The 23074-nt window shown below is 66.4% G+C and carries 12 protein-coding genes and 1 pseudogene; 8 read left to right on the top strand and 5 right to left on the bottom strand.

Annotated features, from left to right (window positions below; all coding sequences use genetic code 11):
* Together A9Z05_RS37640 and A9Z05_RS07850 are read right to left on the bottom strand one after the other, a co-directional pair.
* Positions 1-367 (bottom strand): annotated as a pseudogene (locus A9Z05_RS37640) (OmpA family protein); the annotation flags it as partial.
* A gap of 95 nt (positions 368-462) precedes the next feature.
* Positions 463-10218, bottom strand: coding sequence for a YadA-like family protein (locus A9Z05_RS07850; RefSeq protein WP_084044162.1), 9756 nt, complete (start codon positions 10216-10218; stop codon positions 463-465).
* A gap of 453 nt (positions 10219-10671) precedes the next feature.
* On the opposite strand from A9Z05_RS07850, the gene A9Z05_RS07840 reads away from it, so the two are divergent.
* The 5 genes from A9Z05_RS07840 to A9Z05_RS07820 all read left to right on the top strand — a co-directional run bounded on the left by A9Z05_RS07840 (position 10672) and on the right by A9Z05_RS07820 (position 15971).
* Positions 10672-13653 (top strand): sensor histidine kinase, encoded by a 2982-nt coding sequence (locus A9Z05_RS07840; RefSeq protein ID WP_069617597.1) that lies wholly within the window; start codon positions 10672-10674, stop codon positions 13651-13653.
* Between the two features lie 329 nt (positions 13654-13982).
* Positions 13983-14318, top strand: a complete 336-nt coding sequence (locus A9Z05_RS07835; RefSeq protein WP_069617596.1) for a SymE family type I addiction module toxin — start codon at positions 13983-13985, stop codon at positions 14316-14318.
* Positions 14318-14638: an XRE family transcriptional regulator gene (locus A9Z05_RS07830; RefSeq protein WP_069617595.1), complete on the top strand. Its 321-nt coding sequence runs from the start codon at positions 14318-14320 to the stop codon at positions 14636-14638. The genes A9Z05_RS07835 and A9Z05_RS07830 overlap by 1 nt, the downstream gene beginning before the upstream one ends.
* A 347-nt stretch (positions 14639-14985) precedes the next feature.
* Complete coding sequence (locus A9Z05_RS07825; protein ID WP_069617614.1) at positions 14986-15492, top strand: antitoxin Xre/MbcA/ParS toxin-binding domain-containing protein; 507 nt, start codon at positions 14986-14988, stop codon at positions 15490-15492.
* A complete protein-coding gene (locus A9Z05_RS07820; protein WP_069617594.1) occupies positions 15489-15971 on the top strand; it encodes an RES family NAD+ phosphorylase in 483 nt (160 codons plus the stop codon). Before A9Z05_RS07825 ends, A9Z05_RS07820 begins: the two co-directional genes overlap by 4 nt.
* A gap of 66 nt (positions 15972-16037) precedes the next feature.
* Here the strand turns inward: A9Z05_RS07820 and A9Z05_RS07815 are convergent, their stop codons facing one another.
* The 3 genes from A9Z05_RS07815 to A9Z05_RS07805 form a co-directional block, all read right to left on the bottom strand.
* A complete protein-coding gene (locus A9Z05_RS07815) occupies positions 16038-16880 on the bottom strand; it encodes a peptidyl-prolyl cis-trans isomerase (RefSeq protein WP_069617593.1) in 843 nt (280 codons plus the stop codon).
* A gap of 534 nt (positions 16881-17414) precedes the next feature.
* Entirely contained in the window at positions 17415-18215 is an 801-nt protein-coding gene (locus tag A9Z05_RS07810) for a glycosyltransferase family 25 protein (protein WP_249190355.1), read from the bottom strand.
* Positions 18216-18217: 2 nt separating this feature from the next.
* Positions 18218-18532, bottom strand: a complete 315-nt coding sequence (locus tag A9Z05_RS07805) for a hypothetical protein (RefSeq protein WP_069617591.1) — start codon at positions 18530-18532, stop codon at positions 18218-18220.
* Between the two features lie 353 nt (positions 18533-18885).
* On the opposite strand from A9Z05_RS07805, the gene A9Z05_RS07800 reads away from it, so the two are divergent.
* From A9Z05_RS07800 to A9Z05_RS07790, 3 genes are all read left to right on the top strand, one after another.
* A complete protein-coding gene (locus A9Z05_RS07800; protein WP_069617590.1) occupies positions 18886-20460 on the top strand; it encodes a tetratricopeptide repeat protein in 1575 nt (524 codons plus the stop codon).
* 28 nt (positions 20461-20488) lie between these two features.
* Positions 20489-21343, top strand: coding sequence for a hypothetical protein (locus tag A9Z05_RS07795; protein WP_069617589.1), 855 nt, complete (start codon positions 20489-20491; stop codon positions 21341-21343).
* 323 nt (positions 21344-21666) lie between these two features.
* A complete protein-coding gene (locus A9Z05_RS07790) occupies positions 21667-23058 on the top strand; it encodes an undecaprenyl-phosphate glucose phosphotransferase (protein WP_069617588.1) in 1392 nt (463 codons plus the stop codon).
* Positions 23059-23074: the final 16 nt, after the last annotated feature.

Genomic DNA, 23074 nt, shown 5'->3' with positions numbered 1-23074 from the left:
GCGGGACCGGCTGCGGCGCCGGTTGCGGTTGCGGCGCCGGCGGCGCGGCCTGCACGACCGGCTGCGGCTTGCCGCACATGAACGTGATTTCGCGCGGGTCCTTCATCGGCGCGCGGCTGTACACGCGGTCGATCATCTCGAGCGGCGTGAAGCCCTTGCCCTGGCAGAATTCCTCCGCCGCGCGGGCGCAGGCGTTCGCGCTGCCGAGCAGCCCGTCGCAACTCACGCGGAATACGGTGTCCGGCTTGCCGGGAATCGACACCGCGCGGATGTCGTAGGTGACGCCCGATTGCGTCGTACACGCACCGAGCGCCATCGCGATCGCGCCGATCGACGCGGCGCGCAACAACAAGGTTTTCATGGTCATGGTGAAACGTCCGCCGTGAAGCGGACGCCTGAAAAAAGTTGAATGGAGTCAGTCGGATCGCTCGCGCGGGCGGGGCTCGCGCCCCGCCCGGCGGCTTACCACTGATACGAAGCGCCCACGCCGACGGTGTTGCCGCCGCTCGACATGCCCACGCCGGCCTTCATCTTCAGGTTCTGCGTGATGCGGGCCTCGCCGCCGAACGCCACCGCCTGATAGCCCTTGTAGGTCGCGCCGCCGATACCGAACGACACCGTCTTGCCCGGATCGACGCCCGGAATCATCGTCAGCGCGGTGGCTGCGGCGATACCGGAGTACGCATTGCGCGACAGGTCGTTGACCTGACCTTGCACGCCGCCGATCGCGCGATCCATCTGGCCCTTCGTCGCCGCGTCGGACGCGTTCACGCCATCGGCCAGGTTCGAGATCGTGCGCTTCTGATCGGCCGTACCGACGGACACGGTGTTGTCGCTCGACGCCACCGAGCCGGCGCCCAGCGCAACGGAGTTCTTGCCCGACGCGTTCGCACCGTCGCCGATCGCCGTCGACTTCTCGCCCGACGCGTTCGCGCTGCTGCCGATCGCGGTCGCGCCTTCGGCGCTGCTCTTCGAGCCCGAACCGATTGCCGTACCGTTGCTGCCCGATACGTTCGCGTTGGAACCCACGACCGTGGCGTTGTTCGCGCCCGTGCCGATCGTCGCGCCCGAACCCGCGGCCGTGTTGCCCGTGCCGCCGCCGGCGTTCGCCTTCGTCGTGCCGTCCGTACCCACGTCGGTGCCGGCGAAGTAGTCGTTGCCGGACCCGCCGTTGCCCGGAGGATTGCCCGTGCCCGGGTTCCGCTCCAGTTCGCCGACACGGTCGTCGAGGCCGCCGATCTTGTCGTTCAGTTCGCTCAACTGCCCGAAGTTCACCGCGTCATACCGGCTCGAGCCGTCCGCGACGTTGCCGAGGCGCACCGGCGCCGCGCCTGAGCCGCCGAGGGTCACCGAGCCGTAGTTCGGCGTGCCGTCCTTGTTCAGGTCGTAACGCACCGCGAGCGAATCGGTCGCGCCGTACTGCGCCGCCGCCTGGACTGCTTCGGCCACGGTCTTGTACTTGCTGCCGTTCACTTCGATCGACGTATCCGCGAGCTTGCCGTCCGCATCGACCGTCGTCCCGCCGCCGATCACGTCGGCCACGCTCTGCGCGGTGCCGTGCAGTTGCGCACCGTTGATCGCGTCGCGGCTCGTCGCGCTCACCGCACCGGCGCCCACGCCGGTCAGCACGCGGTCGCCCGCCGTGCCCGTGAAGTTCACGGACGTGCCGTCCGTGTCCTTCGCGACCGTGATCTCGCGCGTGTCCGCGTCCTGCTGGACGAGGCCGATCGAGCCGTGGACGAGGCTGCTCGAGATGTTCTCGATCGCGTCGCCGACGTTGTTGTACGTCTTGTCGTTCACGGTGTACGTCGGGTTCGTCACGTTGCCGTTCGCGTCGACGGTCGAGCCGCCGCCCAGCGCATCCGCCACGCTCTTCGACGCGCCGTACAGCTGCGAGCCGTTCACCGCGTCCATGCTGGTCGCGTTCACCGCGCCGGCCTTGACGTTCGACAGCGTCGTGCCGTTCGCGCCCTTCAGCGTGATCTGGTCGAAGTTCGCCGAACCGTCCGCGTGCTTGTCGTACGTCACGGCGAGCGACGTCAGGCCCTTGCCCGGATTCGTCGGGTCGATCGGCGTCAGCACGCCCGCGCTCTGCAGCTGACCGACGTTCACCGCGTCATGCTTGTCCACGCCGTCCGCGACGTTCTTCAACGCCACCGGCGTCGTCGCGCCCGCGCCGCCCAGCGTCACCGAACCGAGATTCGGCGTGCCGTCCGCGTTGCGGTCGTACGTCACCGCCGCGATCGACTGGCCCGTCACCGGGTCGACCAGACCCGAATCGGCCAGCTGCTTGTTGATCACGGTGATGTTTTGCGTGTTCGTCGTCGTACGGCCGTCGAGGTTCGACAGTGCGTCACCCACGTTGTTGTACGACTTCGACTGCGATGCATCCGCCGGGTCCGCCAGCGTGTAAGTCGGGTTCGTCACCTTGCCGTCCGCGTCGACCGTCGATTTGCCGCCCAGCGAATCGGCCACGCTCTGCGCCGTGCCGTGCAGCTGCGCACCGTTGATCGCGTCCGTGCTCGTGGCCGTGACCGCGCCCGCCTTCACGTTCGTGATCGTCGTGCCGTCCGCGCCCTTCAGCGTGACCGTGTCCTTCGCGGCGCCGTCGTAGGCGACGGCGAGCGACGTCAGGCCCGCACCCGGGTTCGTCGGGTCGACCGGCGCAACCAGGCCCGCATCCTGCAACTGACCGAGGTTGATCGCGTCGTGACGCTCCGTGCCGTCCGCAACGTTCTTCAGTGCGACCGGCGTCGTCGCGCCCGCACCGCCCAGCGTCACGGTGTCCTTCGCCGCGCCGTCGTACGTCACCGCCATCGACGTCAGGTTGCCCTTGCCGTCGTCGCCCACCACGCCCGCGCTCTTCAGCTGGCCGAGGTTCAACGCATCGCCGTCGTCCGTCGCATTCGCAACGTTCTTGATCTGCGTCGGGCCGGTGCCGTGGCCCAGCGTCACCGAACCGTAGTTCGGCGTGCCGTCCGCGTTACGGTCGTACGTCACCGCAGCGACTGCCTTGCCGTCGTCGCCGATCAGGCCGGAGCCCTTCAGCTGGCTCACGTTCACCGCGTCCATGTCGGCCACGCCGGCCTTCACGTTCGCGAGCGTCGTGCCGTTCGCGCCCTTCAGCGTGACCGTGTCCTTCGCGACACCGTCGTACGCGACGGCGAGCGACGTCAGGCCCGCACCCGGGTTCGCCGGGTCGACCGGCGCAACCAGGCCCGCGTCCTGCAACTGGCCCACGTTGATCGCGTCGTGACGCTCCACGCCGTCCGCGACGTTCTTCAACGCCACCGGAGCCGTCGCGCCCGCGCCGCCCAGCGTCACCGAACCGAGGTTCGGCGTGCCGTCCGCATTACGGTCGTACGTCACCGCCGTGATCGACTGGCCCGTTGCCGGGTCCACCAGACCCGAATCGGCCAACTGCTTGTTGATCACGGTGATGTTCTGCGTGTTCGTCGTCGTACGGCCGTCGAGGTTCGACAGTGCGTCGCCCACGTTGTTGTACGACTTCGACTGCGACGCATCCGCCGGGTCCGCCAGCGAGTACGTCGGGTTCGTCACCTTGCCGTCCGCGCCCACCGTCGCGCCGCCGCCCAGCGAATCGGCCACGCTCTGCGCGGTGCCGTGCAGCTGCGCACCGTTGATCGCGTCCGTGCTCGTGGCCGTGACCGCACCCGCCTTCACGTTCGTGATCGTCGTGCCGTCCGCGCCGCCTTGCAGCGTGACACGAGCCTTGGTGTCGTCGTCATAGCCGACGGCCAGCGGATTGCCCGAACCGCCCGAGTTGTCCGCGACGTACTGCTTCAACTGGTTGTAGTTGATCGCGTCATGGTCGTCCGTCGCATCCGCGACGTTCTTGATCTGCGTCGGGCCTGCGCCGTTACCCAGCGTCACCGAGCCGTAGTTCGGCGTGCCGTCCGCGAGACGGTCGTACGTGACCGCGGCGATCGACTTGCCGTCGTCGCCGATCAGGCCAGAACCCTTCAGCTGCGAAACGTTCACCGCATCCATGTCCGCCACACCGGCCTTCACGTTCGACAGCGTCGTGCCGTTCGTGCCGGCCAGCGTCACGGTGTCCTTCGCATTGCCGTCGTACACCACGGCCAGCGATTCGCCCGTGACCGGGTCGATCACGCCGCCATCCTTCAGCGAGTCTTCGAGATTGCCAACACGCGTGTTCGTCGCGAACAGCTGTGAACCGTTCACGGCATCCTTGCTCGTCGCCGACAGTTCGCCATCCTTGACGTTGTGGATCGCCACCGGCGTTGTCGCGCCCGTGCCGCCCAGCGTGACGCTGTCCTTCGCCGCGCCGTCGTACGTCACCGCCAGCGACGTCAGGTTGCCCGTGCCGTCGTCGCCCACCAAGCCCGCATCCTTCAGCTGGCCGAGGTTCAGCGCGTCGCCATCATCCGTCGCGTCAGCCACGTTCTTCAGCTGCGTCGGGCCGGCGCCGTTGCCGAGCGTCACCGAACCGTAGTTCGGCGTGCCGTCCGCGTTACGGTCGTACGTGACCGCCGCGTTCGACTTGCCGTCGTCACCGATCAGGCCCGAGCCCTTCAGCTGCGAAACGTTCACCGCGTCCATGTCGGCCACGCCGGCCTTCACGTTCGCAAGCGTCGTGCCGTCCGCGCCGGCCAGCGTCACCTTGTCCTTCGCCGCGCCGTCGTACGTCACCGCCATCGACGTCAGGTTGCCCGCGCCGTCGTCGCCCACCAGGCCAGCGTCCTTCAGCTGGCCGAGGTTCAGCGCATCGTGGTTGTCCTTCGCGTCCGCGACGTTCTTCAACGCGACCGGAGCCGTCGCGCCCGCGCCGCCCAGCGTCACCGAACCGAGGTTCGGCGTGCCGTCCGCGTTACGGTCGTACGTCACCGCGGTGATCGACTGCCCGGTCACCGGATCGACCAGACCCGAATCGGCCAGCTGCTTGTTGATCACGGTGATGTTTTGCGTGTTCGTCGTCGTACGGCCGTCGAGGTTCGACAGCGCGTCGCCCACGTTGTTGTATGACTTCGACTGCGACGCATCCGCCGGATCGGCCAGCGAGTACGTCGGGCTCGTCACCGTGCCGTCCGCGCCCACTCCCGCACCGCCGCCGAGCGCGTCGGTCACACCCTTCAACTGGCTGACGTTGACCGCATCGGTCGCCTGCGTGCCGGCCGCGACGTTGACGACCTGGCGTTCCGCGCCCGCACGACCGACGGACACCGTGTTCGCGCGGTTCGAGAACGCGTTCGCGCCGAGCGCGACGCTGTTGGCCGCGCCCGCGGTCGTGTTCGCGCCGAGCGCCATCGCGCCTTCGACGCTGCGCGCCACGTTCGCACCGGTACCCATCGCGATCGCGTTGGTCGAGCCGGCTCGCACGTTCGCGGCGTTACCGACGGCGATCGAGCCGTCGCCGATCGCCTGCGCGCCGTTGTTGCCGACGGCCAGCGCGTACTCGCCATTCGCCTGCGCGTTCGCACCCAGCGCGACGGCCTGCGTGCCGTTCGTCTGGACGTTCGAACCCACGGCGACCGAGTAGTCCTGGCCGGCGCCGGTTTGCGCGAAGCTGCCGATTGCGACCGAGTTGTTCGAACCCGCGCCGCTCTGGAGGCCGACCGCCACCGCATTGGCGCCGCTTGCCGCCGTCGACGAGCCGATCGCGGCCGCCGTTGCGGTAGCCGGATCCGCGCCGTTCAGCGAAGCGACGTTGTTGCCCTGCAGGCCTTCGATCGCGACGAGCGGGTCGCTGACGTCCATCGTCTGCATCGAGCGCGAGCTCACCTCGTCGATCGCGGCCTTCGTCTTCTTGTCGATCTCCGACGAGAAGCTGTCGATTGCCTGTTGCGTCTTCGAGCTCACCGACGTCGACAGGTCGTTCAGCGCCGCATACAGCTGGCCGCCGTTGACCGCGTCCGTGCTCTGGAATGCGACGTCGCCGTCCGCCACGTTGACGATCTTGCGTTCGCGGCCCACGTCGCCGACCGACACGACGTTGTTCTGGTTCGCGACCGAGTTGTAGCCGATCGCGACCGAACCGTTGCCGGTCACGCGCGCACCGCTGCCGAGCGCCAGCGAGTTGGCGCTGGTCGCCCGTGCGTCGGAACCGATGGCGACCGCGAGCGCGCCGCTGGCGACAGCCGGCGTGCCCGTGACCGGGTCGGCATTGACCTTGACGAAGCGCAGGTTGCCGCCGGACATCTCGTCGCGGAGGTCGGACAGGCCCGTGTTCAGTTGCTTGACGTTGACCGCGTCGAGGTCGTCGACGCCCGTCGCGACGTTCTTGATCTGCGTCGGACCCGCGCCGTTACCCAGCGTTACCGTGCCGTAGTTCGGCGTGCCGTCCGCGTTACGGTCGTACGTGACCGCGGCGATCGACTTTCCGTCGTCGCCGATCAGGCCAGAATCCTTCAGCTGGCTCACGTTCACCGCGTCCTTGTCGGCCACGCCGGCCTTCACGTTCGACAACGTCGTGCCGTCCGCGCCCTTCAGCGTCACGGTGTCCTTCGCATTACCGTCGTACACGACAGCCAGCGATTCGCCCGTCACCGGGTCGATCACGCCGCCATCCTTCAGCGAATCCTTCAGGTCGCTCAGGTTCTGGTTCGTCGCGAACAGCTGCGAACCGTTCACGGCATCCTTGCTCGTCGCCGACAGTTCGCCATCCTTGACGTTGTGGATCGCCACCGGCGTGGTCGCGCCAACGCCGCCCAGCGTCACGCTGTCCTTCGCCGCGCCGTCGTACGTGACCGCCATCGACGTCAGGTTGCCCTTGCCGTCGTCGCCGACCAGGCCCGCGTCCTTCAACTGGCCGAGGTTCAGCGCGTCATGGTCGTCCGTCGCATCCGCGACGTTCTTCAGCGCCACCGGCGTCGTTGCACCCGCGCCGCCCAGCGTCACCGAACCCATGTTCGGCGTACCGTCCGCGTTACGGTCGTACGTCACCGCGGCGATCGACTTGCCGTCGTCTCCGATCAGGCCCGAGTCCTTCAACTGGCCTACGTTCACCGCGTCCATGTTCGCCACGCCGGCCTTCACGTTCGAAAGCGTCGTGCCGTCCGTGCCAGCCAGCGTCACCTTGTCACGTGCCGCGCCGTCGTACGTGACCGCCATCGACGTCAGATTGCCCGCGCCGTCGTCGCCCACCAGGCCCGCGTCCTTCAGTTGGCCGAGGTTCAGTGCATCGTGGTCGTCCGTCGCGTCCGCGACGTTCTTCAGCGCCACCGGCGTCGTTGCACCCGCGCCGCCCAACGTCACCGAACCCATGTTCGGCGTGCCGTCCGCGTTACGGTCGTACGTCACCGCGGCAATCGACTTGCCGTCGTCGCCGATCAGGCCAGAGTCCTTCAACTGGCCTACGTTCACCGCGTCCATGTTCGCCACGCCGGCCTTCACGTTCGACAGCGTCGTGCCGTCCGCGCCGGCCAGCGTCACCTTGTCGCGTGCCGCGCCGTCGTACGTCACCGCCATCGACGTCAGATTGCCCGCGCCGTCGTCGCCCACCAGGCCCGCATCCTTCAGCTGGCCGAGGTTCAGCGCATCGTGGTCGTCCTTCGCGTCCGCGACGTTCTTCAGCGCCACCGGCGTCGTTGCACCCGCGCCGCCCAGCGTCACCGAACCCATGTTCGGCGTGCCGTCCGCGTTACGGTCGTACGTCACCGCGGCAATCGACTTGCCGTCGTTGCCGATCAGGCCCGAGTCCTTCAACTGGCCTACGTTCACCGCGTCCATGTTCGCCACGCCCGCCTTCACGTTCGACAGCGTCGTGCCGCCTGCGCCGGCCAGCGTGACCTTGTCGCGTGCGGCGCCGTCGTACGTCACCGCCATCGACGTCAGGTTGCCCTTGCCGTCGTCGCCCACCAGGCCCGCATCCTTCAGCTGGCCGAGGTTCAGCGCGTCATGGTCGTCCGTCGCATCCGCGACGTTCTTGATCTGCGTCGGACCCGCGCCGTTACCCAACGTCACCGTGCCGTAGTTCGGCGTGCCGTCCGCATTGCGGTCGTACGTCACCGCGGCGATCGACTTGCCGTCGTCTCCGATCAGGCCCGAGTCCTTCAGTTGGCCCACGTTCACTGCGTCCGTGTCTTGCGTGCCGGCAGCCACGTTCGTGATCTGCCGTTGCAGCGTCGCCGAACCCACTGACACGCTATTTGCTCGATCGGCGACCGACGTGTCACCCAACGCGACACCGTATTGAGCCGTCACCGATGCGCCATCGCCGAGCGCCACGCCGCGTTGCGTGGTTTTGGCCCCGCGACCGATCGCAATCGCCCCGCCGGCATTGGTGTTCGTCGTGGATGCACCCTCGCCGATCGCCAGTTGCCCGAACCCGCCCGACGTGTACGCCTTGGCACCGATGGCGATGTTCGTCTGACCACCGTTGATGTCCGTGGCATTCGCAATCGCACCGTCGCCGATCGCAATCGACTGGCTGCCGGAAGCGCGCGCCGCGGTCGAGCCACGCACCGCTACATACGGGTTCGAACCTGCCGCGATCGCGGCATTCAGTTGGCCGACGTTCACGGCGTCGGTTTCTTGCGTGCCGGCGGCCACGTTGGTGATCTGCCGACGCAGCGTCGACGAGCCGACGGATACGCTGTTGTTGCGGTCCGTCGACGACAGGGCACCAAGCGCCACCGAATCGGTATGGGATGCCACAGCGTTGACACCCAGCGCAACGCCATGCGAACCGCTTGCGTTCGCACCATTGCCGATCGCGACGGCGGCGCCGCCCGCACTGCTTGCCTGGAAGCCGAGCGCCGTGCTGTTGTCCCCGTTGGCCCGCGCACTATTGCCGAACGCCGTCGCGTAAGATCCGGACGCACTCGTATTCGTGCCGATGGCAACCGAGCCCGATCCTGCTTGCGCGGCGGCCGTGCCGTTGCGCGTATCGATCTTGATGTACGTGTTGTCGACCTTGGTCGACAACGCGGTATTCATCTGGCCGAGGTTCACGGCGTCCGTATTCTGCGTACCGGCGGCCACGTTGACGATCTGTCGCTGCTGCGAAGTCGACCCGACCGACACAGCATTGTTGCGATCGCCAACCGAGTTCGCGCCGAGCGCGACCGAATTCGTCCCGCTGGCCAGCGCCCCGCGACCGAGCGCGGTCGCAGTCGCCCCCGTTGCGCTCGCGCGCTCGCCCAATGCAACGCTCGACGCCGAGGTCGCTTTCGCGAGCACACCGATCGCAACGGCGTTCGTGGTTGCATTGGCGGAATAGCCGATCGCGGAACCGTAGGTTCCGCTGGTGCTCGCGCCGCGACCGACCGCGATGGCATTCGCGCCGACGGCGCTCGCCGTCGTGCCAAGTGCTGTCGCGCCGTCGGCGCCCGCATAGGTGCTATAGCCGACGGAAGTCGCATTGGACGACACCGCCGCCGCGCCCCGGCCCATCGCCGTCGAATTGTTCCCCGTCGCACGTGCGCTCACGCCGACCGCGACGGTCTCACTGCCCGTCGCGTTCGCGAGCGTGCCGAGCGCGACGGCATTCTGGCCGGTTGCAACGGTATTCCCGCCGAGCGCCACGGCCGACGTACCACCGGCATTCGCGTTCGCCCCGATTGCGGTCGCGCTGCCGCCTGCGCGCGCCGCCGTCGCGGCCGCATACGTACCCGTATTGGTCACCACGTACGGGTTCGACGTCCCTGCGGCGGCCGCAATCGCCGAATTCAGCTGATTCAAGTTAACAGCATCCGTTCCGGCCGTTCCTGCGGCCAAGCCCGTGATGCGGTGGTTCGTCATGTTGACGTTGGCTGAAAAGTCGGCCGCACCTATGACGTGAACCCCCGCCCCGCCAACGAGGGTGAGGTGACCGTCGGTACTTCCCTGAATCCCCGCCTCCGTTCCGGCACTCCCACGCGAGCCCGTTGACGTGCCGTTCGCGTTGGCGTTGTTGTACAACATGAACGAAGTTGTTCTGTTGTTGAAAATGGGGTTCGGCGCTCCGCACCCCGTCAATGCAGTACCGGAGCCATAGCCGCCGCCAAAAGCCGTACCGGGTCTCGATGACCCCGACGGTGAACACAAGATCAGCGACCCATTGCCGTTCGACGCCTGCGCATTCGCATCGGCCGACATCGCACCGCCGCCCACGCCGGCCATCACCGCGACCGCCGCCGTGACCGACGACCGCATCGCGGTATTCGACTTCGATTTCGTGCGCATCCGCGCCGTTTCGGCTGCCGCCGTCCATGTACCCGTCGTCGCGTTCCAGACGGTGCGATAACTCTTGTTCATGTTGATTGCCTCTGTAGAGAAAAAGGGAGAAGGACGCTCCTCGTCCACAGATGCCAATGTATTGATCGCCTGTCATTTCGATAATCAGACGGCTGGACGTGCAACGACTTATTTCGTAGGCCCAGTCCTAACATGACGTTGCTTGACAATCGGCCGTGCCAGACGCGGCACGACACGCCGTTCGCTTGAACGATTCCGTTTGACACGAGCGCGCGGCAAGCCTTATATACGCACCGCGCCGCCGATTGCCTGAATAGGACTGGTCCTATCCATCGCGCGCTAGTGTTTCGGACTGCCCTACATACAGACCCGCCCGCTATCCCGATAATTTTCCCGTTCCCCGAGCCGGCCGCGCATCGCGCCGCCGTCGTGCGGCTCGCGGATATCGTCCGCGTTCCGGCATCGCCGTAGCGCGTCTCCCGATTTGCGCATTGATTCACCGGTCTTCGTCTCATGCCCATCCGCCATCTCTTCGCGTCCCATACGGACGCCAGCGCGCCGTTCGCGTCGATCGACGACGATGCGCACGACCTGAGCCTGCTGAACCGGTATCAGCGCTTCACGCTGTACGGCGGCGCGGTCGTGCTGTCGCTCGTGATCCTGATCGCGGCCGGCATCCTGCTCGTCGGCTCGGTGCGCGACTACATCGCCGAGCGCCGCGACCTGTTCGCGACGCACAAGGCGCTCGTGCAACTGGAAATGGATGCGAAACAGGCATCGATGCGCCGCGCGGTGATCAATGCCGAGCTGTTGTGGAACGGCCATCCGCCGCATGCGCGCGAAGCCTCCGATGCACTGAGAAAAGACGGGCACGTGCTGCTCGCGCCGATGCCCGGCGTGAGCGAAATCTTCGTGGCCGCGTCGCCGAAGGCGCTGGCCGACCACGAAACCGATCGCTACGTGCAGTTGATGGAGCGCCAGACGATTTCGGTCGCGGCTGCCGAGCGGCAGACCGGCCGCGCGGTGCGCGGCTATGCATACAGCCCCGACCGCAACGTGATCGCGATCACGCCGCCGCCGTCGATGCCGTATCCCGACCTGCTCGCGCGCATCGGCGTGCGTGACACGCATGCGTTGATCCAGCACCTCGCATTCGACGTGGCCGACTGGTCCGATCCGGCCGTCGCGCGCTACTGGCGCCTGTCGCGCCGGATCGCGTGGCAGGCGCCGGCGATCGATCCGCTGACCGGCAAGACGGTCTTCCGTCTCGTCGAGCCCGCCTTCGACGGTCAGCAGCATTTCATGACCTTCGTGAGCGACTTCGACGTCGACGTGATCGCCGATCGCATGAAGCACGCGCCGGCCGACGCGGTCGCGATGCTGATCGACGAAAACGGCCGCGTGCTGCTCGACGTCGACCGCACCGGCGACGCGGAGGACGGCGCCGCGCTGATGAAGCACGCACTGGCCGAAGGCACGTGGCGGCGCGGCCTCGCGCATTTCGACGAAAGCTACCGTCACGGCGTGTTCACGATCAGCGATCGGATTTCGGACACCGGCTACGCGATCGTCTATGCGTACTCGTGGCGCACGATCGCCTTTGCGATCTGGTCGACGATGCTGCGCGAGTTCGGCACCACTGCAACGATCCTCACCGTGCTGTGGACGCTCGTGATCGCGTTCGACCTGCGGGTGTTCGCGCCGCTGTTTCGCCGCTCGCGCCGCGTGTTCGAAAGCGAGCGGATGAGCCGCACGATCGTCGCGACCGCGCCGTTCGGCATCGGCCTCGTATCGCCCGACACGCGACAGGTGCTGCTGCGCAACCGGATGCTCGAACTGTACGAACGCGAGGCCGGCGATCCGCCGCTGCACGAGCGACTGCTGGCGCGCTATCGCGAACACGCGGACGCATCGCCCGTCCAGCTCGACGTCGAACTGCCGCTGACGCTCGGCGACGGCCGCGCGCGCGACCTGCTCGTCAACTTCGTGCGCGTGCGCTACAAGGGCAAGGACGCGCTGCTGTGCAGCTTCTCCGACATCACGACGCGCGCCGACGCCGAACGCGCGCTGGACAGCGCGAACCGCGCGAAGTCGACGTTCCTCGCCACGATCAGCCACGAGATCCGCACGCCGTTGAACGCGATGCTCGGCAATCTCGAACTGCTCGACAAGGCGCCGGACCCGAGCCGGCAGAAACCACGCCTGCATGCGGTCACGTCGGCCGCGCGGATGCTGCTCGACATGCTGAACAACGTGCTGGACATGACGAAGATCGAAGCCGACCGGATGACGCTCGAAGCGACCGGCTTCCGGATCGACGAGCTGATGCGCGACGTCGCGGACCTGTTCGAGCCGGTGGCCGGCGCGAAAGGCATCGCATTGCGCATCGACGTCGATCCCGCGGTCGCGCACACGTATCTCGGCGACCCGATGCGCGTGCGGCAGATCGTCGTGAACCTGGTCAGCAACGCGATCAAGTTCACCGACCGCGGCGCGGTGGCGTTGTCGGTGTCGGCGCCGTCGGGCGACGCGACGCCCGTGACGATCCGCGTCAGCGATTCGGGCATCGGCATGACGGCCGACCAGCTGGCGCACGTGTTCGAGCCGTTCGCGCAGGCCGACGAATCGATCGCGCGCCGCTTCGGCGGCACCGGCATCGGGCTCGCGCTGAGCTACAAGCTCGCGGAATCGATGGGCGGGCGCATCGACGCGAACAGCGTGCCGGGCGTGGGTTCGACGTTCGTGGTCACGTTGCCGCTGCCGCTCGACCGCCAGCCCGGCGCCGCGCAAGCGCGGTCGGCCGAGGATGCGCCGGACGTGCGCGTGCTGTTCGTCGACGACAATCCGGTCAACCGTTCGCTCGTCCACGATCAGCTGGACGTACTCGGCTATCAGGCCGATATCGCGTCGAACGTCGCCGACGCGCTCGATCTGGTGGACCGCCACGACTATGCGGTCGTGCTCACCGACCTCAACATGCCGGGCCTCGACGGCTACGCGTTCGCCCGCGTGCTGCGCGAGCGCGGCCGCGTGCAGCCGATCCTGGCGGTCACCGCGCATGCCGAACCGGACGAGTTGCGGCTGGCGTGGGAAGCAGGTATCGACGAGATCGTCACGAAGCCGACGTCGCTGAAATCGCTCGAACAGGCGATCGCGAAGTACGCCGGCACGTGGCGGCGGCCGGTGTATCCGCCGGTACCGGCGCGCGCGTCCGGCCCGCTGCCGAAAGACCTGCATACGGTGCTCGTCGATGCGACGCGACGCTCGAGCACGACCATCGCGCGGGCGTTGCAAGACGGCGACCTGAAGGTCGCGCGATCGGAGATTCACAGCATGCGCGGCGCATTCGCGATGATCGGCGAGCGGGAGATTTCAGGGCTCTGCGCGTCGATGGAAGCGCTGGCGCTGGCAGGGGATGCGGCGGCGTTCGCGCGGGAGTTCGAGCGCTATCGACAGAGCGCGAACGAGATCCTGATGCGGCGCGCGGCAGGCTGATCGAATCGTCGATTGAAACGATTTCTGACACATCGGAAATTAATTGACGATGTGGTCAGCCGACGTGATCGCGCTGGATTCGTTATGCAGCAAGCGTTTGACGTACTGGCCTGATGGCCAACACCGATGAATTCGTACGTGACTGATCCCTGACGCCGGATGTTCTCGACTACAGTGGTTGCACGTTTTCGCCAGGGTTCTCAGGCCGCTTCGACATGCGATGCATGTGACGGAGCGGTACTCGAAATCCGTTGCGTAAACGAGCGCGGCCCGCAGGTGAAACAGCACCTGCGGGCCGCTGACCACAACCAACTTCCAAGGAGTTGACCATGGCTGGCGCGAATCATAACGCACCGACGTATTTCCGCGATCGTTTTGTCTCCCCTCGTTCGTCTCTTCAATCCCGCCGTATCGTCCCGCATATCAGGCTCGCCGACATGGCGCCGCCTGTCGTGCATCTGTGGATGAAGTTGTCCGGCCGATGGATCGAGGCGGCGGGTTTCGATCCCGAACAGCGTCTGCATATCGAGGTGTCGCACAAGCGGCTGGTGATCACGCCGATCGATGAAACGGCCCCGAGCCCTGCCGGAAAGGATGGATTCCCCGATGTCGATTGCGGCAGCGGGCAACAGCGGCAACTGTCGGTGTTGACGGAGGAAGCGTAATGAACTACGACACATCGAATCAACACGCCGACAACGTGCCGGATGATTTCGACTATTACGACGTCGGCGAACTGGCGGCCAAATCCATGCTCGTACTGAAACTCAATGCATTGATGGTGTCTCGCGGCCTGACCGAAGAAGAGGCGGCGGCGCTCGCCGAAATGGCCCGGCCGGTCGTCACGCCCGAGCAGCGCGAGCGGCTCCGGAACGTAACGCTGGATCAACTGATGCTGACGCTGGCGTCTTTCGGCCAGCATGTGGAGATCGTGGTGAAGCCGGCGGGGGAATTCGGGCCGGCGGGGATTACGGTTTCGGTCTGACGGCCTGCGACGCAGGCTTAAAGAAATGTGTGGCGGCCGGAAGCGCCTCGGCGCTCGCATGAGGCAGCGTTAGGAGTAGGTGCTATCAAATACATAGCATGACGACGGCCGGGCCCAACGGCCGCCGCCGAAGCGACTTCGGCGCCACACTCGTTCAATTTAACGTGAACAATCGTTACAACCAATCGGACTGGGCTGATTCTTCTCCCACAGTGCTGCCCCTGGCCATAGTCGGTTGCCCCCACCTCTGGAGCATCAGCATGCTTACCAAACGGGAAAGTCTTGACTCTCACTTGAACGACTCTACAATGAGAATGTCGAAATTCTCATTTGAGAGGCACATCATCATGGCACGGAATCAATCTGCTGGCCGGCAATCAGCTACTCGCCCGGCTGCCGTGAAAGCGGCCAAGCCGACCGTCGGCTCTAAACAACTCGGCTCTCACGGTCGCGATATCGAGATGTTCCTCGGCCAGTTCGATGCCCTTGAGCAACGCCGGCAAATTCGTGAAGGGATGGAGGCCAGCATTATCGATCGTGTCGCGAAGAATCTCTTGAATGTGCCAGTCCAAACGCTGCTCGCTGGACTCGGCCTTCCGAGTTCCACGATCCTGCGCAAGATCGCGCGCGAGGAACGTCTATCCCCTGCAGAATCCGATCGTGTCGCACGCGTGCTCTACGTCTTTCGGCTCGCGATGGACGTATTCGAGAACGAAGCGCTTGCCGCAGAATGGATGCAACTGCCACATGCCGAGCTTGCCGGGTTGCGGCCGCTCGAAGTCCTGGATTCCCAACCTGGATATGACCGAGTACGGGATCTGCTGATGCGCGTCATTTACGGAATTGGCGCATGAAACTGTATCGGCTCGCCAAGGAGCGGCGCGGCTACTACCGGGCCGATGACTTGAGCGGCAATGGTGCCGCGTTGGCCGGCGGACGTTGGAACCCGCGCGGAATGCGCGTTGTGTACACATGTCTTCATGCTTCAACCGCACTGCTCGAAGCGCTAGTACACATGGCTGGCTTGATGCCGGCCGGCGGGTATCACTTGGTGACATTGGAATTACCAGACGTCATTTATGACGAGGCGTTCATTCCGACACCACCGGATGGCTGGGCGGACTTGACGCGCGATCCCGAAGCCACGATGGAGCTGGGTCAGCAGTGGCTGGAGGCCGGCAAACAACTGGCTATGCGTGTGCCGTCGGTAGTGTGTCCGACCGATTTCAATCTATTGTTGAACCCTTCGCATCCGGACATGAAAGCCGTCAAGGTAGTCGGCACTGTGCCCTTCACACTCGACCCGAGACTGTTCGGTCATGCGCCGAAATAAAATCGGCCCGTACTCGATTCGAGCAACGGGCCGATATTCATGAGGCATGCCTGAACCGCGAGCCGCTTACTGCTGGATCGTCGCCTGCCCGGCCAGCTTGTCGACCAGCGCCGTCATCGCGCGCTGCTGCGCCTGCGCTTCGAGCTGCTGACGCAGCACGTTCTTCGCCGCCTCGAAGGTCGGCACGACCGTCGCGCGCTTCTCGTCGAGTTTCACGATCGCGAACGCGTTGCCGACCCGGATCGGGCCTGCGACAGCACCCGGCTGCAGCGACGTGATCGCCTGCGCGAGCGGCAACGGCAAACCGCCCGTCTTCCCCTCGGCCACCGGCGTGCGCAGCTCGACCCACTGCGCGACGCCGCCGTTCGGCGTCGTGTTGTACTTCTTCGCCACCGCGTCGAACGCCGCACCCTGCTTCAGCTCCGCGACCAGCGCGTTCACTTCGGCCGGATCGGCCACGGCGATCACGTCCGCGCGATATTCGAACTGCGCGGCATTCGCGACGACGTCGTCGTAACGCGCCTTCACCTGCGCGTCGGTCACCGCTTGCGGATGCAGGTTGTCGCGCAGGTAGAGATCCGTCGCCGCGACCGTGCGCGCCCGCATCACGACGCGATTCACTTCGGGGCGGCTACCGTAGTTGGCCTTTTCCGCCGCTTGCTCGACCAGGTGCTGGGCGATCAGCTCGCGCCTGGCTTGTTCGCGCAGCGCCGGCGTATCCGCCTGACCCCATTGATGGATCAGGACGTCCACGTCGCTGCGCGCGATGGGGGTGTCGTTGACGACCGCTTCGACGCCCGGCGGCAGCGGCGTTTCGGTTTTGGTGCCTGCGGCGCGTGCGACAGGGGCGCCGCAGGCGCACGCGAGTGCGATCAGCGTGGAAATAATGGAAATGTGATGCTTCTTCATGACGATTCCTTCATCGATGGAGGGAGATGCCGCACGCGATGGCGGCCAGGAGGAGATGCGGCAGCTTCACCGCGGGCAACCGACCCGGTCGGCGCCTGACAGGCCGCGCGTGCGATCGCGCCGCGGCCGGACCTGAAGTGCGAACCGGGCGAACCGGCCGCATGTCGTCTTGCAGAACGGCCATCGCCGGCAGCACACCGACGATCGACGGAGGAAACGACAGAGATGAATGCCCTGCGCTCGCATGTGGCAGCGTTCTCCCAACCTGCGACCCGAACGGTGCAGACGCGACCGAGCCCACCGGTCGCCGCAAGGCATTCACCTCGCGCCATCCTGACCGGGCCGCGCCGGCAACGCCGCTCGCGTCGGCCTCGCGCGGAGAAAAATGCGCTGCCCGGCGAACGGGCAGCGCGTCCAACGAAGCATGGCTTCGGATACGAGGTATCGGGCGCGTACCATGCAGTTGCCCGACCTTCGCATTGTCGAAGCGCATACGGCGTCTGCACAATCAGCCTGGTCCTATTCCGCACGGCGTCACCGTTGAATCGTCGACGTCTCGCGCGCGTTCATCGTCACGGCGAGCGGCGGAAAGGCGGCGACGCTGCGCATCGCGCCATAGAACTTGTTCATCGCGACATCGATCCCGTAGTTCGGCAGCGTGCGGCCGAGCCCGTGCGAGAACAGCGTCTCCGGTTGCAGCGGAAAGCAATGGTCGAGCAGGAACCGCGCGCCGGCCGGAGAAATCGTGTACGCGCAGATCCCGTAGAACTCGAGCAGGTCCATCACGAGCACGGGCCCGCGGTCGGTGCGGAAATCGTCGACGGCCTGCGCGAGCGCCGCTTCGTCGAAGCGCATCGTCACCGGCGCGCGGCTGTTGAAGATCGCACCGCGCAGGATCGAGTCGAAGTTGTAGCCCCATGCGACGAAGTCGTAACGGCCGGCATGGGCGGCGAGGAACTGCATCGCCGTCTCGTCGAAGTCCGGGCGGAAGATCGCGTCGTCCTCGACGATCGTCACGAGCTCGTTGCCTGCGGCAATGTCGGTCCACAGGCGATGCGTGGTCATCGCGATGCCGATCGCGCCGCGCGTGTACGGCAGCGCCGGCGCGAACAGGCCGCTTCGCGCGATATCGTCGTCCGAGAGCGCACGGCCGTCGACCGCGTCGACGAATTCGAATGCGAGCGTCGGATTGTTCGCACGAAACGCGTCGCGGCGGCCACGCTCGCCTTGCAGCGAGATCACGCGAAGCGTGTTGCAGACGGACGGCACATCGACGGCGGAAGCGCGTACCGGCGCCATGGTTGCGTCGCGAAGATCGGTAACGGGCATCGACATCGTCACCACCCCGTCACGATCGAGATGCCGAACACGATGCCGACGACAATGCCGATCGTCCGCCCTTGCAGCGTCGGCTTCAATGCCGCCGGCTCGTAGAGCGGATCGACCACGTCCTTGCGGTTCCGCCATGCGGTAACGAGCGGCGGCACGAGCAGCAGCATCGCCATCAGCAAGGCGGTCGCCGTCGTCACGACCATCCCGCTCGACGACCAACGCGTGCCGAACTCGACCGCCACGTGGACCATCCCGACCGTGGCCGCGCTCGCGACCATCCCGATCACGGTGCCTTTCACCAGAAAATCTGCTGCGCTCATCGTCAGTACTCCCTGTCTGATAGTTGCCGAACGACGTCGGCCGGAATACTGCGTATTACAAAGATCGCTGCACGCGATCTCTATCAGACGAGTCTTATTGGCGAACGGCGAACCCAAAAATAGGACTGGGACTACAAACGTGACCGAACGGCGCGTTCGTGACCGGGGGACGCATCGCGGGGCCTCGTCGATTCGGACTGGTCTTATTCAGTTGCCGAGTGCGGATCCATAAAGTGGACGTCAAGCCGGCGCCATGCTGCTTGTGCCCATGCGTGCAAGCCGCTGGCGCCCTCACGACAAACCCCGCCACCGGCCGCTGCCTCGAACGCGGCCGGCCCCCCCGGAGCCCCGACATGCAGATCACGCCCCACGACACGCCCACGCTCGCCGACACCGACGACACGACGCTCGCCACGCGAGCCGATGCCGCCTCGGTCGATATCGACGACAACGCCGTCGCCACCGCCACGCAAACGTTGATCGATCGCGGTGAAACGGCGAGCGCCGCCCATCTGGCCGCCGCCCATTGGAAACTGCGTCCGGACTCGCCGGCAGCGGCATTCAACTGCGGCTACGCGATGCAGATGGCGGGACGCCACGCGGATGCGATCGCGCCCTATCGCCGCGCACTCGAACTCGCGCCGGCGTGGCCGTCGCTGAAGAACAATCTCGCGCTCGCGATCCGGCTGACGGAAGGCGATCCCGATCTGGAGTTCGCGCTCATCGAAGGCGCGCTCGACGACGACCCCGACGACGCACGCGCGTGGATCAATGCGGTCGTCACGCGCATCGACCGTTTCGATCTCGATGGCGCATTGCGCGCGGCCACCCGTGCGGTCGCGCTGGCGCCCGACAGCGCGCTGGCCGCGAACAACGCGGCGACGGCCATGAAGGAAGCGCAATGGTGGGGCCAGGCCGAGGCGCACGCGCAACGCGCCGTCGAACTCGCGCCGCACAACCCGACGTATCGCCACAATCTGTCGCTGCTCCGGCTTGCGCGCGGCGACTTCGCGTCGGGCTGGCCCCATTACGAAGCGCGCTGGGAAGGCTCGGCCGAACTGCGCGGCAAACTGCCGGCGTTTGCCGCTCCGCGCTGGCGCGGCGAATCGCTGAAGGGCAAGACGCTGCTCGTGTGGGGCGAACAGGGTCTCGGCGACGCACTGCAATTCTGCCGCTACATGCCGCTGCTTGCGGAACGCGTGCATCGCGACGGCGGCCGGATCGTGTGGAATGCGTTTCCGGTGATGGGCGACCTGTTCGGGCGCAGCCTGGCAACGCATGTCGACGTGTTCGACACCAGCACGCGCATCGAGGATCTGCCCGCATTCGATGTCGAGCTGCCGCTGATGAGCATCCCCGGAATGCTCGGCCTCGACGGCGACGCGCTCGCCACGACGGCGCCGTACCTCCACGCCGACCCGGCAGCCACCGATGCGTGGCGCACAGCGCTCGCGGGCGAAAAGCGGCTGAAGGTCGGCCTCGCGTGGACGGGCAGTCTGTCGCACCAGCGCAACCGCTTTCGCCGCGTCGGCCTCGAGCGTTTTACCGAAGCGTTCGGCGGCCTGCAGCAGGACGTCGCGTTCTACTCGCTGCAACCGGGCGCGCAGCACGACATCGAAGCCGCCCGCGCGGCCGGTTTCGTCGTGAATGACTGCACGCGCGAATGGCGCACGGTCGACGACACCGCCGCATTCGTCGGCGCACTCGATCTCGTGATCACCGTCTGCACGTCGGCCGCACACCTGAGCGGCGCGCTCGGCCAGCGCACGTGGGTGCTGCTCGATGCGAACCCGCACTGGGTCTGGCAGCACGACCGCCGCGACAGCCCGTTCTACCCGAGTGCGTCGCTGTATCGGCAGACGACGTTCGCGGACTGGCAGCCGGTCATGGATGCGGTCGCCGCCGATCTTCGCCGCCTGGCCGGCTGACGGTCGCCGTCCCGACAGGAGATTCGTCATGGATTACAACCTCTGCCTCGTTCGCCCGCCCGGCTACGCGCATTCGGGCGCCTTCACGGAACTCGCCGAGGCGATCGCGTACGGGCTCGAAGATCTCGGCCACGCGGTTCACTTCAACGAGAACACCATGATGTTCGATGCACGGAACATCCTGATCGGCTGCCATCTCGCCGATCCAGGCGTGACCGAGCACGTACCGGACGACACGATCGTCGTCAATACCGAGCAGCTGCATGTCGACGAACAGCCGTGGAACCGGAACATCTATCGATGGGCATCGCGATACGAAACCTGGGATTACAGCGCGCGCAATCTCGCGAAACTGCATAGCCTCGGCATCGAGCATGCGCGCTACCTGAAACTCGGTTTCCATCCGAAGCTGCGCCGCATTCCGGATGACATCGAGCAGGATATCGACGTGCTGTTTTACGGCACGATCGGCCCGCGCCGCGCGGCGATCCTCGACGCGCTGCAGGCGCGCGGGCTGAACGTCGGGATCGTCAGCGGCGGCATCTACGGCGCCGAGCGCGACGCGTTCATCGCGCGTGCGAAGGTCGTGCTGAATCTGCATCACTACGCGTCGCACATTTTCGAGGTGGTGCGCGCGTTCTATCTGATGACGAACGGCAAGGCGATCGTGGGCGAAGTGTCGCCGACGACGTCGGTCGATCCCGATTACGCCAACGGCTTCCGCGCGGCGCCGTATGACGCGCTGGTGGATGCCTGCGCCGAACTCGTTCGCGATGCCGCGCAGCGTCGCCGGCTCGAAGCCGACGCGCTGGCAACGATCGGCCGCCATCCGCAAGCCCGATCGCTCGCACCGTTGCTGGCCGCGCAGTCGGTGGCGGCATGACGACGCCGCATCGCGAGCCGCCGTCGTCGGTGCCATCACCACAGCGTTCCGACAGCGTGTGCCAATCGCCTGTCCACAGGCGGTTTGACAATCCCTGACGTCATCGGGAGCGAGTCCTAGCCCGTTGAGGCGCAGTCCGATCGAAGTGCCCTTGCGGACCGCCCGCAGTCCGATGGTCTCGCCCCGTCATCGCTCCTAGACTCGCCGTACTGCCCGAACGCATCGTGCAACACGCCGGGCAGCAGACCGCTCTGCGGAGCGTTGCACGAACGCGGACGCACCGCCATTCCGGACGGTGCGCAACGGCAAGGATGGCGGATGAAATGAACAAGAAGCACGGGCCGCGCAGCGAGATCGTCGTCTGCATGGTCGATGTCGCGGCGATCGTCGCGATCGCGGTACTCACGCACCACGGTTCACTGTGGAATCTCGACGCGCTTGCGATCGAATGGCTGCTGATCGGCGTGAGCGCGCTGCTCGCGGCGTTCCTGCTGCGACTGGCGGGCATCGGTCTCGATGGGCGGCCGCGCCCAGCGACGCGCTATGCGGTCCGCACGCTCGCGCTGTGGCTCGTCGTTCAGGGTTTCGTGTTCCTGAAGATGATCGCGCTGACCACCGCGACCGTGATGATGCTGACGTGGTTCTTCGACTGGACGATCGAGGTCGGGATCGTGCTGGTCGTGTTCCGGATCGCACTGAGCATCGCGCGCCGGCGCAGCCTGCGCGTGCCGGCGACGCCCGCCCGCATCGCGGTCGTCGGCAGCGGCGAGCGCCTCGCGCGAATCGTCGCGTCGCTCGACGCGGCCGGCAGTACGCGCTACCGGCTCGTCAGCGCGTATTGCACGGGCGGCCGCGAATTGACGCTCGCCGGCGACGCGCTCGTCACGACCGATCTCGCATCGTTTGCCGCATGCGCGCGCCGCCAGCGCGCGGACGAAGTGTGGATCGCGCTGCCGCTCGCGGAAGACGCCGCGATCACGCGCGTGATCGACGAATTCCGCAACGATTTCGTCGAACTGCGCCTGATGCCCGACGTGAGCCAGCACGCGCTGTTCGGCAGCCAGGTCGACGAAATCCTCGGCGAACCGGCGATCTCGCTCGCCGCGCCGCCGCTGTCGCGCGGCGCGCTGTGGGTGAAGGCGGTATTCGATCGCGCATTCGCGACTGCCGTGCTGATCGTGTTGATGCCGCTGCTGCTCGCGATCGCCGCGGCGATCAAGCTGAGCTCGCCGGGCCCGGTGATGTTTACGCAGAAGCGACGCGGCGGCGACGGCCGCACGTTCGACATCTACAAGTTCCGCACGATGCGCGTGCATGCCGCGCAACCGGGCAAGGTCGAGCAGGCGACCCGCAACGACCCTCGCGTGACGAAGGTCGGTGCGTTCCTGCGCCGCACGAGCCTCGACGAACTGCCGCAGTTCATCAACGTGCTGTTCGGCGACATGTCGGTGGTCGGTCCGCGTCCGCATGCGGTGGAACACGACGCGCAGTACCGCACGCTCGTGGACGGCTACATCCATCGCTACCGGATCAAGCCGGGCATCACCGGCTGGGCGCAGGTCAACGGGCTGCGCGGCGCGACCGAACAGCTCGAAAGCATGCAGTCGCGCGTCGAGTACGACCTGTACTACCTGCGCAACTGGTCGTTCGCGCTCGACCTGCGAATCATCGGCGCGACGGTGCTGAAAGGGATCGTGCATCCCAACGCGTACTGAACGGCGCATGCCGTTC

The organism is Burkholderia sp. A2 (assembly GCF_001729305.1).
GTDB lineage: Bacteria > Pseudomonadota > Gammaproteobacteria > Burkholderiales > Burkholderiaceae > Burkholderia > Burkholderia sola.
This window is presented reverse-complemented; position numbering and strand designations above follow the sequence as displayed.

Excerpts from the sequence above, each read along its gene's own strand:
- A9Z05_RS07850 (WP_084044162.1), bottom strand. The coding sequence starts at position 10,218 with ATGAACAAGAGTTATCGCACCGTCTGGAACGCGACGACGGGTACATGG.
- A9Z05_RS07840 (WP_069617597.1), top strand. The coding sequence starts at position 10,672 with ATGCCCATCCGCCATCTCTTCGCGTCCCATACGGACGCCAGCGCGCCG.
- A9Z05_RS07835 (WP_069617596.1), top strand. The coding sequence starts at position 13,983 with ATGGCTGGCGCGAATCATAACGCACCGACGTATTTCCGCGATCGTTTT.
- A9Z05_RS07830 (WP_069617595.1), top strand. The coding sequence starts at position 14,318 with ATGAACTACGACACATCGAATCAACACGCCGACAACGTGCCGGATGAT.
- A9Z05_RS07825 (WP_069617614.1), top strand. The coding sequence starts at position 14,986 with ATGGCACGGAATCAATCTGCTGGCCGGCAATCAGCTACTCGCCCGGCT.
- A9Z05_RS07820 (WP_069617594.1), top strand. The coding sequence starts at position 15,489 with ATGAAACTGTATCGGCTCGCCAAGGAGCGGCGCGGCTACTACCGGGCC.
- A9Z05_RS07815 (WP_069617593.1), bottom strand. The coding sequence starts at position 16,880 with ATGAAGAAGCATCACATTTCCATTATTTCCACGCTGATCGCACTCGCG.
- A9Z05_RS07810 (WP_249190355.1), bottom strand. The coding sequence starts at position 18,215 with ATGTCGATGCCCGTTACCGATCTTCGCGACGCAACCATGGCGCCGGTA.
- A9Z05_RS07805 (WP_069617591.1), bottom strand. The coding sequence starts at position 18,532 with ATGAGCGCAGCAGATTTTCTGGTGAAAGGCACCGTGATCGGGATGGTC.
- A9Z05_RS07800 (WP_069617590.1), top strand. The coding sequence starts at position 18,886 with ATGCAGATCACGCCCCACGACACGCCCACGCTCGCCGACACCGACGAC.
- A9Z05_RS07795 (WP_069617589.1), top strand. The coding sequence starts at position 20,489 with ATGGATTACAACCTCTGCCTCGTTCGCCCGCCCGGCTACGCGCATTCG.
- A9Z05_RS07790 (WP_069617588.1), top strand. The coding sequence starts at position 21,667 with ATGAACAAGAAGCACGGGCCGCGCAGCGAGATCGTCGTCTGCATGGTC.